Source organism: Ornithinimicrobium cryptoxanthini (assembly GCF_023923205.1).
GTDB classification, from domain to species: Bacteria; Actinomycetota; Actinomycetes; order Actinomycetales; family Dermatophilaceae; genus Ornithinicoccus; species Ornithinicoccus cryptoxanthini.
Window position 1 is genome coordinate 3,247,163 of the sequence record NZ_CP099490.1, and the last position, 13,902, is coordinate 3,261,064.

At 71.0% G+C, this 13,902-nt stretch carries 9 protein-coding genes; 6 read left to right on the forward strand and 3 right to left on the reverse strand.

Annotated elements, in window-relative coordinates:
• The first annotated feature begins 41 nt into the window (after positions 1–41).
• The 3 genes from NF557_RS14905 to NF557_RS14915 all read left to right on the forward strand — a co-directional run bounded on the left by NF557_RS14905 (position 42) and on the right by NF557_RS14915 (position 2,956).
• Positions 42–1,547, forward strand: coding sequence for a sensor histidine kinase (locus NF557_RS14905; RefSeq protein ID WP_252620396.1), 1,506 nt, complete (start codon positions 42–44; stop codon positions 1,545–1,547).
• Complete coding sequence (locus NF557_RS14910) at positions 1,544–2,170, forward strand: response regulator transcription factor (protein ID WP_252620398.1); 627 nt, start codon at positions 1,544–1,546, stop codon at positions 2,168–2,170. Before NF557_RS14905 ends, NF557_RS14910 begins: the two co-directional genes overlap by 4 nt.
• 174 nt (positions 2,171–2,344) lie before the next feature.
• Positions 2,345–2,956, forward strand: coding sequence for a hypothetical protein (locus tag NF557_RS14915; RefSeq protein ID WP_252620399.1), 612 nt, complete (start codon positions 2,345–2,347; stop codon positions 2,954–2,956).
• Between the two features lie 66 nt (positions 2,957–3,022).
• Here NF557_RS14915 and NF557_RS14920 read toward each other — a convergent pair whose 3' ends face one another.
• From NF557_RS14920 to NF557_RS14930, 3 genes are read right to left on the reverse strand one after another with little or no spacing between them, the layout of a single operon-like run.
• Positions 3,023–3,871, reverse strand: a complete 849-nt coding sequence (locus NF557_RS14920; RefSeq protein ID WP_252620401.1) for an aldo/keto reductase — start codon at positions 3,869–3,871, stop codon at positions 3,023–3,025.
• Positions 3,872–3,899: 28 nt separating this feature from the next.
• Positions 3,900–6,098: an aminodeoxychorismate synthase component I gene (gene pabB, locus NF557_RS14925; RefSeq protein WP_252620403.1), complete on the reverse strand. Its 2,199-nt coding sequence runs from the start codon at positions 6,096–6,098 to the stop codon at positions 3,900–3,902.
• Between the two features lies 1 nt (position 6,099).
• Positions 6,100–7,089: a pirin family protein gene (locus NF557_RS14930; protein WP_252620406.1), complete on the reverse strand. Its 990-nt coding sequence runs from the start codon at positions 7,087–7,089 to the stop codon at positions 6,100–6,102.
• A gap of 190 nt (positions 7,090–7,279) precedes the next feature.
• Between NF557_RS14930 and NF557_RS17640 the strand changes: the two genes are divergently transcribed.
• The 3 genes from NF557_RS17640 (at position 7,280) to NF557_RS14950 (ending at position 13,855) form a co-directional block, all read left to right on the forward strand.
• The gene (locus NF557_RS17640) at positions 7,280–9,148 is read left to right on the forward strand and encodes an SPFH domain-containing protein (RefSeq protein WP_280923967.1); all 1,869 of its coding nucleotides are present in this window, start codon (positions 7,280–7,282) and stop codon (positions 9,146–9,148) included.
• Positions 9,141–10,517 carry an SPFH domain-containing protein gene (locus NF557_RS14945; protein ID WP_252620408.1) on the forward strand — a complete coding sequence of 459 codons (1,377 nt, stop codon included), beginning with the start codon at positions 9,141–9,143 and terminating at the stop codon, positions 10,515–10,517. The genes NF557_RS17640 and NF557_RS14945 overlap by 8 nt, the downstream gene beginning before the upstream one ends.
• Before the next feature lie 119 nt (positions 10,518–10,636).
• Positions 10,637–13,855, forward strand: coding sequence for a S41 family peptidase (locus tag NF557_RS14950; RefSeq protein WP_252620410.1), 3,219 nt, complete (start codon positions 10,637–10,639; stop codon positions 13,853–13,855).
• Positions 13,856–13,902 lie beyond the last annotated feature (47 nt).

The following is a 13,902-nucleotide window of genomic DNA, read 5'->3' on the forward strand; positions in this document are numbered from 1 at the left end:
ACCCCTATCCCCCGGGAAGACCCCGGCCCTAGATTGTGCTCGTGAGCGAAGTCCAGACCCTCGCCGTGACCCGGCCGATCCTGGCGCAGGGCCCGCGCACCGAGCGGGTGCTGCGTGGGATCGCGCTGACTGGGCTGGTGCTCGCCGTGCTCACCGCCGTCGCGTCCCTGGTCGTCATGGTCGTCCTGCCCGCCGAACGCGCGGAGCAGCTGAACAGCACAGTTGCGGCGAGTCTGCTGACCGTCGGCATGGTTGGACTCGCGGTCGCCGGCACCGTCCTGGCCCGGCAACAGCCCCGCTCCCTCATCGCCTGGCTCATGCTGGGCACCGCCCTGGCCTGGCTGCTCGGCACCATGGCGCTGGCCGGGGCGTGGTGGCTCCTGGACGGGGACAGCGCACTGGCTCCGTTCGCCGGGTGGCTCACCAACTGGATCTGGGTCCCGGCCCAGGCGCTGTCCATGGTGGTGCTGCTGCGCCTGCCCACGGGGCGGCTGCCCAGCCCCCGCTGGAGGGCGGCCGAGCGGGCCGTGCTGGTCTGGGCGGGGCTAGCCGTCCTGACCACCGCCCTGCTCCCCGGGCCCCTCGGGGCGGACATCCTCGCGCCCCTGACCAACCCCATCGGGGTGAGCGCCCTGTCCGGCTTCTCCGAGGGACTGCTCACCGCTCTGTTCATCGTCCTGCCGGTCCTGATCCTCGTCTCGACCGCGGCGCCTATCCTGCGCTGGCGGCGCGCCGGCACCCGCGAGCGCGCCGCCCTGCGGTGGATCGCCGTCGCGGCGGTGACGGTGGCGGTCGCGGCACCGCTGGCCGCCGTGAGCGAAGCCGGCGAGATCCTGCAGGGCGTGGCGGGTCTCCTCCTCCCGATCGGCATCGGGCTGGCCGTGCTGCGCGAGGAGTTGTGGGATCTGGATCTGCGACGTCGCTATGACCGGCTGCGCCTCACCCGCGACCAGGAGCGCGAGCGCCTGCGCCGTGAGCTGCACGACTCTCTCGGACCGGTGCTCGGGTCCATCTCGATGCGAGCGGAGGCTGCTCGCAACCTCTTGACCAGCGGCGACGCGGCCCGTGTGGACAGCCTGCTCGGATCGATCGGTGACGCGACCGAGGGGGCCCTCACGGAGGTTCGCCGGCTGATCGACGGCCTGGGACCGGGCGCGATGCACGACCACGACCTCGTGCCCGCCCTGCGGGTCCAGCTGGAGGCCCACGCCGACTCCTTCCCGGTCACCCTGCACGCTCACCCCGACCCGCTGCCGCCGCTGGATGAGAAGGTGGCGGCCACGGCATACCTCGTGATCAGTGAGGCGGTGCGCAACGCCGCGCGGCACTCCGGTGGAACCGGATCCACGGTCAGCCTGCGGATGAGGGGCGATCGGCTGCGTGCCGAGGTGTGGGACGACGGTCGCGGAGTAGGAGACTCAGCAGCTGGCGTCGGGCGATCGGGCATGACCTCGCGCATCGCGGAGGAGGGTGGCCGGTTGAGCATCGCGACCGGCCAGGCCGGTGGCACCGTGGTGACCTTCGAGCTCCCGGGGGCGCTGCGGTGATCCGGGTCGCACTGGCCGATGACCACCCCGTCTTCCGCGAGGGCCTGCAGCTGCTCCTGGACAGCTCAGGAGACATCGAGGTCGTGGGGGTGGCAGCAGACGGAGCCGAGTTGCTGACACTCCTTGACCAGCCGGGCCTGGAGGTGGACGTGGTCGTGCTCGACCTCGACATGCCCGTGCTCGACGGGGTGGCGACGGCCCGTCGCCTCGCGGCGTCCCGCCCAGGTGTGGGCATCCTCGCTCTGACCATGCACGACGAGCCGACGGTCGTGGGCCGGGCCCTCGATGCGGGCGTGCGGGGCTACGTGCTCAAGGGAGCCGGTCACGGGGCGATCGCCCGGGCAGTGCGGGCCGTGGCCGAGGGCGACACGGTGCTCAGTGGCACGGTAGGGGAGGCGGTGCGACGCCGCTCGCTCGCGGCCGACGGTCCGGCGCTGCCGGGGCTGTCGACGAGGGAGTCGGAGGTGCTGACTCTCGTGGCCCAGGGCCGCGACAACCACGAGATCGCGCGCTCGCTCTATCTGTCGGTGAAGACGGTGCAGAACCACGTGAGCGGTCTGCTGTCCAAGACCGGCGCCCGCACCCGCGCCGAGCTCGTCGCCCTTGCCCGCGACGCCTGGTAGACGGTCTTCTCGCCCGCCCCCCAGCGTGTCCCCCCGTCCCGCCGCTAGACGCACGACTCCCTGAGCACGCCAAGCCTCAGATCAGGAGTTCCGCCCCTGTCCACCGGGAATCCGGGAACGCCACCGTGGTGGTCAGCGGCCGGGAGCAGCCTGGCCGACCCGAAAGGAAGACGCATGCTCACCACACGCCGCTCGCTCGTCGCCCTGGTCGCCATCTGCGGGGCCCTCGTGCTCAACGCCTTCGTGCTCAGCCCCCTGTGGATTCTGGCGCCCGCCGAGGCCTTCAGCGACACCGTCGCCATCGCGGCCTTTCCCTGGAGTCAGCGCATCAGCTGGCTCCTGCTGACCCTCCTCATCCCCGTCATCCCGGCCGTCCTACGGGCAGGAGGCCGGGGCACCCCGCCGGCGTGGGTCGGCCCGCTCGTCCAGATCACGCTGGCCGCGCAGGCTGCGACGCACTTCGTCCAGGGCTTCGTGATGGCCTGGCTGCTCCCCCTCGCCCCGGAGGTGATCGACCTGACCACCGACGGCGGCGCCCTCCAGATCGCCTTGTTCACGATCTGGCTCTCCTTCCTCGTGGTCAACGTGCTCTTCGCGGTGACCCTGTGGCGGGCCGGTCACAGCCGGGTCGGCGCCGGCCTGATGATGGTCGGCGCCGTCGTCACGCCGATGTTCGGGCCGTTCGGCGCAGGCCTGCTCGCCCTCGGTCTGACCGTCATCGCGGTCGGGGCGCTGCGGTCCCGCACCGCTGCACCCGAGCGCGTGCTGTCGCCGACCACGCTCTGACGCCTGCAGAGACAGCGAGGCCCGGGACATCGGTCCCGGGCCTCGCTGTCTGGGTGCTGCCTGCCGTCAGGCGCGCACCTGCGTGAACGCCGCCGTCGCGGGGTCGGCCCCGATGAACTCGTCGGAGTCCAGTGCGCTGATGGCGCCCATGTCCTCGTCGGTCAGCTCGAAGGAGAACAGGTCCAGGTTGGACGCGATGCGCTCCGGCGTGACCGACTTGGGGATGACGATGGTGCCCTGCTGGACGTGCCAGCGCAGCACGACCTGACCGGTGCTGACGCCGAGTCGCTCGGCGATCGCGGTCACGGCCGGGGTGCTCAGGTCCTTGCCCTGCCCCAGCGGCGAGTAGGCCTCGACCGCGATGCCGGCAGCGCGACTGGCGTCCTGGGTGTGGGTCTGCTGGAAGGTCGGGTGGAGCTCGACCTGGTTGACCGCCGGGACGACCTCGGTCTCAGCGAGCAGCCGCTCGAGGAACTGCGGGAGGAAGTTGGAGACGCCGATCGCGCGGACTGCACCCTGCTCATACAGCTTCTCGAAGGACTTCCAGGTCTCGACATACTTGTCGGCACTCGGGAACGGCCAGTGCACGAGATAGAGGTCGACGACATCGAGGCCGAGGGCCTTGCGACTGTTCTCGAAGGCGGCCAGCGCGGTCTCGGCGCCCTGGTCCCCGTTGCGCAGCTTGGTGGTGACGAAGATGTCCTCGCGTGGCAGACCGCTGGCCCTGATCGCCGCTCCGACACCGGCCTCGTTGTAGTAGGCCGCCGCCGTGTCGATGTGCCGGTAGCCGGCCTCGAGCGCCTGCTCGACCACCTGCTGGGTCGTCTCCTCCGGCACCTGGAAGACGCCGAACCCGACCTGCGGGATGGTGACGCCGTTGTTGAGCTCGATGCTGGGGATCGTGGAGTTCGTCATACCTGTGCCTACACGCGCGGACGCGCTGCTATTCCGCGGCGGCCGCCAGCGCCCTGGTGAGCGCCCGCGCCTTGACCTGCGTCTCGGCATACTCCTCGGCTGGGTCGGACAGGGCCGTGATCGCGCCTCCGACGCCGAACTCGGCCACGCCGTCGCTCAGCGTGACGGTGCGGATCACGATCGACAGGTCCATCGCGCCGTCCAGCCCGATCCAGCCCAGCGCCCCGGCATAGACACCGCGCGGGCCACCCTCAAGCCGGTCCAGGATCTGCATCGTGCGCACCTTGGGCGCCCCGGTCATCGAGCCACCCGGGAAGCAGGTGCCGATGACGTCCAGGCAGTCCATGCCCTCGGCGAGCTGCCCGCGGACCGTGGAGACCAGCTGGTGCACGGTCGCATAGGTCTCGACCTCAAAGATGCTAGGCACGTGGACCGAACCCGGCCGGCAGACCCGGTGCAGGTCGTTGCGCAGCAGGTCGACGATCATCAGGTTCTCCGCACGGTCCTTGACGAAGGTGCGCAGGTCCTCGACGAGCGCTGCGTCGGCCTGTGGATCCGTGCCGCGGGGGCGGGTGCCCTTGATCGGGCGCGCCTCGACCGCACCGTCGGCGCTCACCGAGACGAACCGCTCCGGAGACGCACTGAGCACGGTAGTCCCGGGTCCGCGCAACCATGCGGCGAACGGCACCGGGCTCGCCTCCCGCATCCCTGCGGCGAGCGTCGCCTCGTCCACGCGCCCCGGCCAGGTCGCGGTGTTGGTCAGGCAGATCTCGTAGGACTCCCCGGCCCTGATCTCCCGCTGGCACTGGGCGATCAGGTCGAGATACTGCAACTGGGTATGCCGGAAGGTCGCCTCTCCCCGCGCGCTGTCCTCGTCCGCGTCCAGCTCACCCCCCGCGTCCGCCCCGTCCACCTTCAGCCCACCCCCCGCGCGCAACTGCATGGCTCCTTCACGCTCCACGCTCGAATCGCTGTGAAGGATGCGTGCAGTTGGACGCTGAGGACTGCCGTCGACCGCCGCCCGCGCCGTCTCGACCCAGGCCACCTGCTCGGCCTGTGTCTTCGCGTCCCAGAGATAGACCGCGTGGGCAGTGCCCTCCTCGTGGTCGACCACCACCGCCCGGTCCGCCATGACCAGCCGCGCATCCGGGTGGGGCGAGGCGTGCGCCGCGCTGCCGCCGAGCTCGGCCTTGAGCTCATAGCCCAGATAGCCGACGAACCCGGGCCGGAACGTCCCGGGAAGCTCGGCCGCGTCGCTCACGCGCAACCGGTCGCACAACCGGGCCAGGTTCGGCAGCAAGGGGCCCTCCAGCCGCTCCCCCGTCGAGAGCTCGGTGACCGCCCCGGCACCCTCCGACGGGTCGCCTGTCCCGACCCGGTGCGTCAGCACATAGGACAGCGGCCCCGAGGCGTCCCCCATCACAGAGCACCGACCCGACGCCGAGCCGGTGCCGGAGGCGTCGAGCCAGAACGCGGTGGCACTGTCGGCGAGCAGCGACTGGTGCAGCGCCCACGTGTCGACGTCGCGGCCGAGCACGACGGCAGTGACCCGCACCGGACGTCCGCCTGCTGTGCGGGTCGGGAGCGGCCGGTGCACATCGCCGATCGCGACGCGTGAGGAGACGGTATGGCGGGGCTGCACCCCCGCCATACGCAGGAAGTTGGCGACCAACAGCTCACCGTGCTCCGAGAGCACCGACTCCGGGTGGAACTGCACTCCCCAGCGCCGCTCGCCCGGCTCGTGGAGCGCCATGACGACCCCGTCATCGGTGGCCCGGGCGTTCACCCGCAGGGGCGACGGCGCACTCAGCGTGACCTCGAGCGAGTGATAGCGCACCACGTCGAACGGCGACGGGATGCCCTCGAACAGTCCCGTGCCGTCATGCTCCACCGCGCTGACCTGGCCGTGGACGGGGGTCGCGAGCTCGGTGACGGCGTCACCGGCCAAGTGCGCCATCCCCTGGTGCCCGAGGCAGACCCCGAGCACGGGCACCTCGCGCTGACGCAGCGCCAGGTCGCTCAGACCCATGTCCGCGGCGTGCTGCGGACGCCCCGGTCCAGGCCCGACGACGATCGCGTCGAACGACGTGAGGTCGTCGTCCGTGAGGTCGCCGGCCGGGTGATCGTGGCGCCAGACGGTGGGCGGCTCCCCGAGCACCCGGTGGAGCAGGTCAGCGATGTTGTAGGTGAAGCTGTCGACGTTGTCGATCAGCAGGACGCGCGACAAGTCAGCCCCGTGGCTTCAGCCGCACCCCGGGCAGCGACGGCGCGGGCAGCGGGTCACCGTCATAGTCGAAGATCCCGAAGCGGGTGTCCGCCCCGCTCGCGACCCGCTCCTGCCACTCCGCGCGGAAGGCCTCGACCTCGTCATGGGTGCGGCCGATGAAGTTCCACCACATGACGATCTGCTCACCGAAGGGCGGTCCGCCGAGCAGGATCACGCGGGCACCGTGCTCGCCGGCCCGCAGCTCGACGGACTCCTGGCCCGGGGCGAGATAGGCCAGATCGTGCGCGCCGACCTGCTCCGGACCGACGGAGACCGGTCCGCCGTCGACGAGGACCCCGTGCTCGAAGGTCGGGTCCAGCCGCAGGGTGATCACCGCGCCCGGCTGCACGGTCAGCTCGGCGCCCAACAGCGGGGTGTATGTCGTGACGCTGGAGCTGACCGGACCGTCCAGTCCGGGGTCGTCGACGTCGACCTGACCCAGGAACACTGCGAGCCGTCCGCCCACCAGGTCGACCGGCTCGGGCACGTAGTGCTCGAATCCCGGCTCGACCGCGCGCGACCCGTCCGGCAGGACGGTCCAGAGCTGGACGCCGTGCAGGGTCGTGGCCGCGGGGGTGGAGACCTCGGAGTGCGAGACTCCCTGTCCCGCTGTCATGAGGTTGAGCTCGCCCGGTCGGACCATCGCGTGGACACCGGTGCTGTCGCGGTGCTCGATCTCGCCGGTGAACAGCCACGAGACGGTCTGCAGGCCGGTGTGCGGGTGGGGCGGCACCACCATGCCGCCGGACTGTGCCACCGCGTCCGGGCCGTAGTGGTCGGCGAAGCACCAGGCGCCGATCGTCGTGCGGCCCCGGGTCGGGAGTGTGCGGCGCACCGTCATCGCCCTCGGGCCACCGAGCGGCACCTCACGCGGGGCGATCACCTCCAGAGCCGGACCAGGCTGGTCCGCGCCACCCTCCACCTCAGCCGGCGCTATCTCGAGATTGCTCATGCCGTCGAGACTACTGACACCGTCTGCAGCGCGCTCGCCCTCCGCCGCCCACTCCCGGCCGCCCGCTCCCGATCGTCCGCCTAGGCGAGTGCCCGGGGAACCGCAGGCGCCTGAGCGCCGTCTGCCCTGTGAAAGACTCGACAGCGCGCGGCGAGGCCCGCGCCAGAGCACGGATGAAGGGGATGAGGGCTTGAGCAACAGATCACAACAGTTCATCGACGCCGCACGGCAGGTCGCCGGAGGCGCGGACGTGCGCGACGTCGTCGGCCAGTCGCTCCAGCAGGCAGCTGGTGGCGCGGCCGCGAGCGGCGGAGCAGGCTTCGGTCTGAACGCCCGGGACTTCCCGGCAGCCCGCGGTGAGGGTGGATCTGCCGGCACCCGGATCGCCTCCGAGAGCGTCTCGCTGGATGACGCCGCCGAGCACCTGAGCCGCAGCCACTACGAGATGGGCCCCAGCGGACCGGTCCACGTCATCACCCCCATGGTGATGCCCAAGGGACGCCGCCTGCGGGCCATGCTCCCAGTGATCTTCCTGGTCATCCTGGGTGTTGTCGGCAGCGTCGTCCTGCTGCCCTTTGACGGGATGAGCTCGGCGCTCTTCGGAGCCCACTACTGGATCCTTGTGCTGCTCGTGGCCGCCTTCATGTGGTGGCGCCAGGGCATGGTCATGGTGCCCGAGGGCTGCACCGCCCTGATCAGCCGCTTCGGCAAGGTCGAGGCTGAGGTCGGACCGGGTCGGGTCACGCTGTGGAACCCGTGGAAGCGCGTGTCCTACATCGTCAACACCACCCGCGAGTACCCCTTCAACGCCCCGATCCGTCAGGCTCCCACCAAGTCCGGGGTGCAGGCCTCGGTCGACCTGTTCCTGCAGTTCCGCATCGTCAACGCCCGCGAGTTCGTCTTCGTGCTCGGCGCCGTCCAGGGCTTCCAGGACAAGCTCAACAACGCGATCTCGGAGACCACGCGTTCGCTCATCTATGACCAGGAGGCCTCCGGCATCTATGACCTGGTCGGTGAGAGCACCGCCCGCCTCCTCGAGCAGCTCAACTCCCAGTTCGCCCCCGCCGTCGAGCTCACGACCGCCAACATCACGCACGCTGAGCCCTCCGCGCAGGAGTACCGCATGGACCTGGCGGCCCCCGAGATGATCCGGGTGGCCAAGGAGGCCTACACCTACCAGTACGAGCTCAACCTCAAGAAGGAGCAGAACGAGGGTGACCTGAACAAGGACCTCGCCTCGCTCAACGAGAACCTCTCGGCGATCCAGGCCGACATCGCCCGCTACCAGGCGCAGATGGACACCGCGCTCGAGCGGGAGACCAACCGTGCCAACGCGCTGGCCCGCCAGCGTTTCGTGGAGTCGGAGTCGACCGCGCATGCCAACGCAGCCCTGCTCGAGGCCCAGGCCCTCGACATCCGGGCGCTCAGCGCGGCGCTCGCCCCGGAGATCCTGGACTACCGCTACCAGCAGGACATGCTGGACAAGATGGAGAGCCTGGCCCAGTCGCTCCCGCAGATCGTGCGGGTCGGCGGTGGCGAGGGCACCAGCGTGGACTACCTGCAGATCGCCCGCGAGCTCGTCGGCGGTCAGGACCACAAGCTCTTCACCGACGAGGACATGGCGGCCATCCGCTCACGCCAGCCCGATATCGCCCAGCGCGTCTCCGGCCGCGAGAGCGAGATCGGCCACCTGCTGCAGGCGCCCGAGGCGACCGACGTCGAGATCATCCCCGCCTCCGAACCGGTCGACGACCCGGAGGGCGAGGGCGTCCTCGACCAGATCCGCCGCTCGGTGGCGGATGAGGCGGTCAGCGCCAACCTTGAGGAGGCCACCGGCCGCCAGGCTCCGGAGCCCGACCCTCAGGGCGGACCCGGCGCAGGTATGCCGGCCAGTCCCCAGGGCGCAGTCCCCGGCGGTCCCCAGCAGCCGGAGGGCCAGTTCCCTCCCCCGCCCCCGCAGGGCTACCCGCCGGCACCGGGCGCCCAGCCGGCGCCGCAGCAGAACCCGGCAGCACCGCAGCAGGACGACGTGACGAACGAGGGTGAGAACCGTGGCTGAGCAGATGATGGAGCAGACCTCCCGCGCGATCCGCGGCCAGGGCATGAGCTCGATCAAGGAGGTCGTGTCCAGCTGGAGCGACGTCGCCCGGTTGCTGCGCGGTGGTGAGTCAGGCGCTCTGGTGCCTGTCGTCATCCCCCGAGACAGCCGCGGCCTGCGCTGGACCACCCTCGTGTGGTTCGCCCTGTGGGCCCTGATCAGCGGGTTCCTGCTGATGAGCGCCGACCGTGGCAGCCTGGGCACCCTGGCGATCCTGGTCACCGTCGTCTCCCTCGTGCTCGCCGCCCTGTGGTGGTGGCGCTCCTCGATCGTGGAGATCGAGGAGGGCACCGTCGGCGTGCTCACCAAGTTCGGTGCCATCAGCGGACCCGGTCTCGCGCCGGGCCGGCACTACCTCTGGCACCCGTGGGCGCGCGTGGCCTACGTCGTGGACGTCACGACCGAGATCCCGTATGCCGCGCCCGTCCTGTCCTCCCCGACGCACGAGAACGTCCCCCTGAAGTCGATCGAGTTCTTCCTGCGCTTCCGCATCGTCGACGCGATCCGCTTCGTGCAGACGATCGGTGCCGGCAACTTCGACCTGGTGCTGTCCAACTCGGTCCAGGACGCCATCCGCCAGCGCAGTCGTCAGGTCCGCACCGAGCGTGCCTATGACCTGCGCGGCAGCGACGTCAAGGACATGCAGGACCTGCTCAACCGTCAGCTGACCCGCTATGGCGTGCAGATCATGGGCTGCAACATCCCCGACGTCCAACTGCCCGACCAGTACCGCGAGCACCTGGCCACCCGCGAGCGCGTCGCCAAGGAGCTCGTCGCCTATGAGAAGGAGTGGGAGCTGACGCGCAAGCGCCGCATCGACACCCTGCTGATGGAGATCGAGCGGTCCAAGAAGATCCGCGACGCCAAGATCGTCGAGGTCAAGGCCTCGCTCAACAAGGCCCGCAAGGACGTTGCGCAGATGCTCGAGGAGCGTGAGACCGAGGCGCAGAAGATCCGCTACGAGATCGAGACCCGGGCGCGCACCAACCTGGTCGCCGCCCAGGGTGAGGCCAAGGCCCAGGAGCAGCTGGCCACGGCCTACCGCGACAACAGGGCCGTGCTCAGCTACGAGCTGGCGCGCCGGCGACTCGATGTCGGTGCGACGCTGGCCGAGTCCGCCCCGCGGCCGGTCATCGTGCACACGGACGCCGGGTCCAGCGACAACTCGGCGCTGTCCACGCTGCTGATGGCACAGCTCCTGCCGCAGATCCAGGCGGGCGCCTCCGGGCGCCCGCGATCGGCACCGCGGCAGGTCCCCGACGACGTGGCCCAGGCGGCCGGCAACGTCGCTCAGCGTGCGGCGCAGGCCGTCCGCGGCCGCCAGCAGTAGTCCCCACCACCACGAGACCCCGGGCCGACACGGCCCGGGGTTTCGCATACCGAGTCCTTGCCGAATCTTGACCATCACCATGGGCGCGGTGACAGCGCCCGCAACTAGGGTTGGACCTCGTGACTTCGGCTTATCTGCGCTTTCCGCATGTCCACGGTGACCTGGTCACGTTCGTCGCGGCCGACGACGTGTGGCTCGTCCCCGTCTCGGGTGGCCGGGCCTGGCGGCTGACCGCCGACGGTGCCCCCGCACGCACGCCACGGTTCAGCCCGGACGGCGCCCACATCGCCTATGTCTCGCACCGCGACGGCCACCCCGAGGTGATGGTCGTCGAGGTCGCGACCGGCGCCGCCCACCGGCTCACCTGGTGGGGTGCCAAGAACACGCTGGTCCTGGGCTGGACCGCCGACGGCCGGGTGCTGGCCGCCTCGCACGCCGGCGAGGCCAACCTGCGCCACCTGACGGTGCGTGCGGTCGCCCTGGACGGTGCCGTCGAGCGGCTCTCCTACGGCCCCGCGTGGGGGGTGGCGGTGCGCGGGGACGGCGCTGTCGTTCTGAGCACGCCGGGCAGCAGGCCACCAGCACACTGGAAGCGCTATCGCGGAGGCACCGCACCCCGCCTGTGGCTGGACAGTGCCGGCGACGGCTCCTGGACCCAGCTGCTGGTCGAGGACGCGGCAGGCCTGGTCGACCCGATGTGGGTCGACGAGCGTCTCGTCTTCGTCTCCGACCGGGCCGCGACCTTCCCGTCGGCCGCGGACGAACAGGCCAACCTGTGGGTGTGGGACCTGGGCGACGGCGACCCGGTCCAGCTCACCCACCAGACCGCCGAGGACGGCTATGTCCGCGACGCCAGCACCGACGGGTCCCGCATCGTGTGGCACAGCCGGGGCGACATCTGGCTGCTGGACCACCTCGACGGGCAGCCCCAGCGCCTGGAGATCGACCTGCAGGGTGTCCTGCCGCAGCCACGCTCGGCAGAGCCGACCGAGCGGCTCGAGGCCGTCGTGCCGGACCACGGTGGGGACGGGAGCCTGGTCGGCTGGCGGGGCAACGCCTTCTGGCTGAGCCACCGCGAGGGTCCCGCCCGCGCGCTGGTCGCCGACTCCGGCGTGCGGGTCCGCGAGCCCGCTCTGCTCGGACGCACCGGCCGTGCCCTGGTGGTCACCGACGCCGAGGGTGAGGACGCCCTCGAGGTGCACCATCTCGACGGGAGCCAGCCACCGCGCCGACTCGCGGTGGGCGCGCTCGGCCGCATTCTGCATACCGCCTCCGACCCTGCCGGAGAGACCGTAGCGACCGTCTCGCACGACGGCCGGATCAGTCTGGTCACGGTCGAGGCCGGCAGCGTCCGCGAGCTGGCGCACTCGGCCGAGGGGGAGGCCACCTGTCTGGTCTTCTCACCAGACGGGCGCTACCTCGCCTGGGCCCAGCCCACGCTCGAGGGCGAGAGGTCGCGGCTGATGATCGCCGACCTCACCTCCGGCGACGACCCCGTGGCGCTGACCGACGGCAACCTCCACGACCGTTCACCGGCCTTCACCAGGGACGGGCGCTATCTGGTCTTCCTGTCCGACCGCACCTTCGACCCGAGTTATGACACCCACGAGTTCGCGCTGTCCTTCAGCGGGTCGACGCGCCCGTGGCTGTTGCCGCTGTCCGCGACCGACCCGGCCCCGTTCGGCCCCAGCGCCGAGGGCTGGCGGATCAGCAAGGAGCCCGCAGCTGCTCCCGGAGAAGCGACGCCGACCGTGGAGCCTCCGGCCAGCCCTGACCTCGACGCCGACGGCGCCGAGGAGCGGATCGTGCCGTTCCCCGTGCCGTCGGGCGACTACCGGGACCTGCGCGCGGCCAAGGCCGGTGTGCTTTGGGTCCGGATCGCCGGTGAGGCGGGCGTGCTCGGGACGCGGCGTGCGGGGGTGACCGGCGATCCCGCGGCCGACTCGCTGGAGCTCTGGTCCTTCGAGCAGCGCAAGGTCATCACGATCGCCGACAAGGTCGACTCCTGTGCGGTGTCCGGCGACGGTGAGCGAGTGGTGCTGCGGGTCAAGGACGACGTCATCGTCTCGCCGGCCGACCACAAGCCCGACGACAAGTCCGGCGAGGCGGTCACGGTGGACCTGTCCCGCCTGCGTCTCGAGATCGACCCGCTGGCCGAGTGGCACCAGATGTATGACGAGAACGCCCGGATCATGCGCGACCACTACTGGCGGGCGGACATGGGCGGCGTCGACTGGGACGGTGTGGTGGCGCGCTACCGCCCGCTCGTAGCGACCCTGCGCACCCACGACGACCTCGTCGACCTGTTGTGGGAGGTCGTGGCCGAGCTCAACACCTCGCACGCCTATGTCATGCCAGCCAGTCCCAGCGGGGACCAGTCCCGGCGGCTGGGCCTGCTCGGTGCCGACCTGTCTCCTGCCGACGGCGGGTGGCGGATCGACCGGATCCTGCCCGGCGAGTCGAGCGACCCGGACGCGCGCTCCCCGTTGCGAGCCGCTGGCGTCGACGCGCGGGAGGGTGACCTGGTGGTGGCGGTGGACGGCAGCCCCGTCGACCCCGCCTTCGGGCCGGCCACCTCGTTGCTGGGCGCTGCGGACAAGCCGGTCGAGCTGACCTTGCGCCGGGACGGGGTCGACCGTCGGGTCGTGGTCGTGCCACTCGGTGACGAGGAGGTCCTGCGTTATCAGGACTGGGTCCGCTCCCGGCGCGACTATGTCCGCGAGCACTCCGGAGGCCGCGTCGGCTATCTGCACGTGCCGGACATGACGAGCACCGGCTGGGCCCAGCTGCACCGTGACCTGGGTCGCGCCACCCGGGCCGAGGGCCTCGTCGCCGACGTCCGCTACAACCGGGGCGGGCACACGAGCCAGATGGTGCTGTCCCGGCTGATGGGCTCGGTCGTGGGCTGGGGCGTGGGTCGACACTTCGCGACACCGTCGAGCTATCCGGACCAGGCTCCGCGCGGGCCGGTTGTCCTGGTCGCCAACGAGAACTCCGGGTCCGACGGTGACATCGTCAATGCCGGCGCCCAGGCGTTCGGGATCGGGCCGGTCGTCGGCGTGCGGACGTGGGGCGGGGTCGTCGGCATCGACGGCCGTTTCGACCTGGTCGACGGGACGTCGATCACCCAGCCGCGCTATGCGTTCTGGTTGTCCGGCAAGGGTTTTGACGTGGAGAACCACGGTGTCGACCCCGACATCGAGGTGGTGCACTCGCCCTCCGACTTCTTCGGGTCGGCGGATCCCCAGCTGGACCGTGCGATCGCCGAGGTGCTCGCACGCCTGGCCGAGACCCCGAGCGCCCAGCCACCTGAGCTTCCTGAGCCGCGGGTGCGCTGACGAGGCGGTCGCAGCCGCAATTCACCCACCGTTGATCTGGTGACCAC

What these genes read in the sequence shown, in the direction of transcription:
- NF557_RS14915 (WP_252620399.1), top strand. Translation starts at nt 2,345, where the DNA reads ATGCTCACCACACGCCGCTCGCTCGTCGCCCTGGTCGCCATCTGCGGG.
- NF557_RS14920 (WP_252620401.1), bottom strand. Translation starts at nt 3,871, where the DNA reads ATGACGAACTCCACGATCCCCAGCATCGAGCTCAACAACGGCGTCACC.
- NF557_RS14930 (WP_252620406.1), bottom strand. Translation starts at nt 7,089, where the DNA reads ATGAGCAATCTCGAGATAGCGCCGGCTGAGGTGGAGGGTGGCGCGGAC.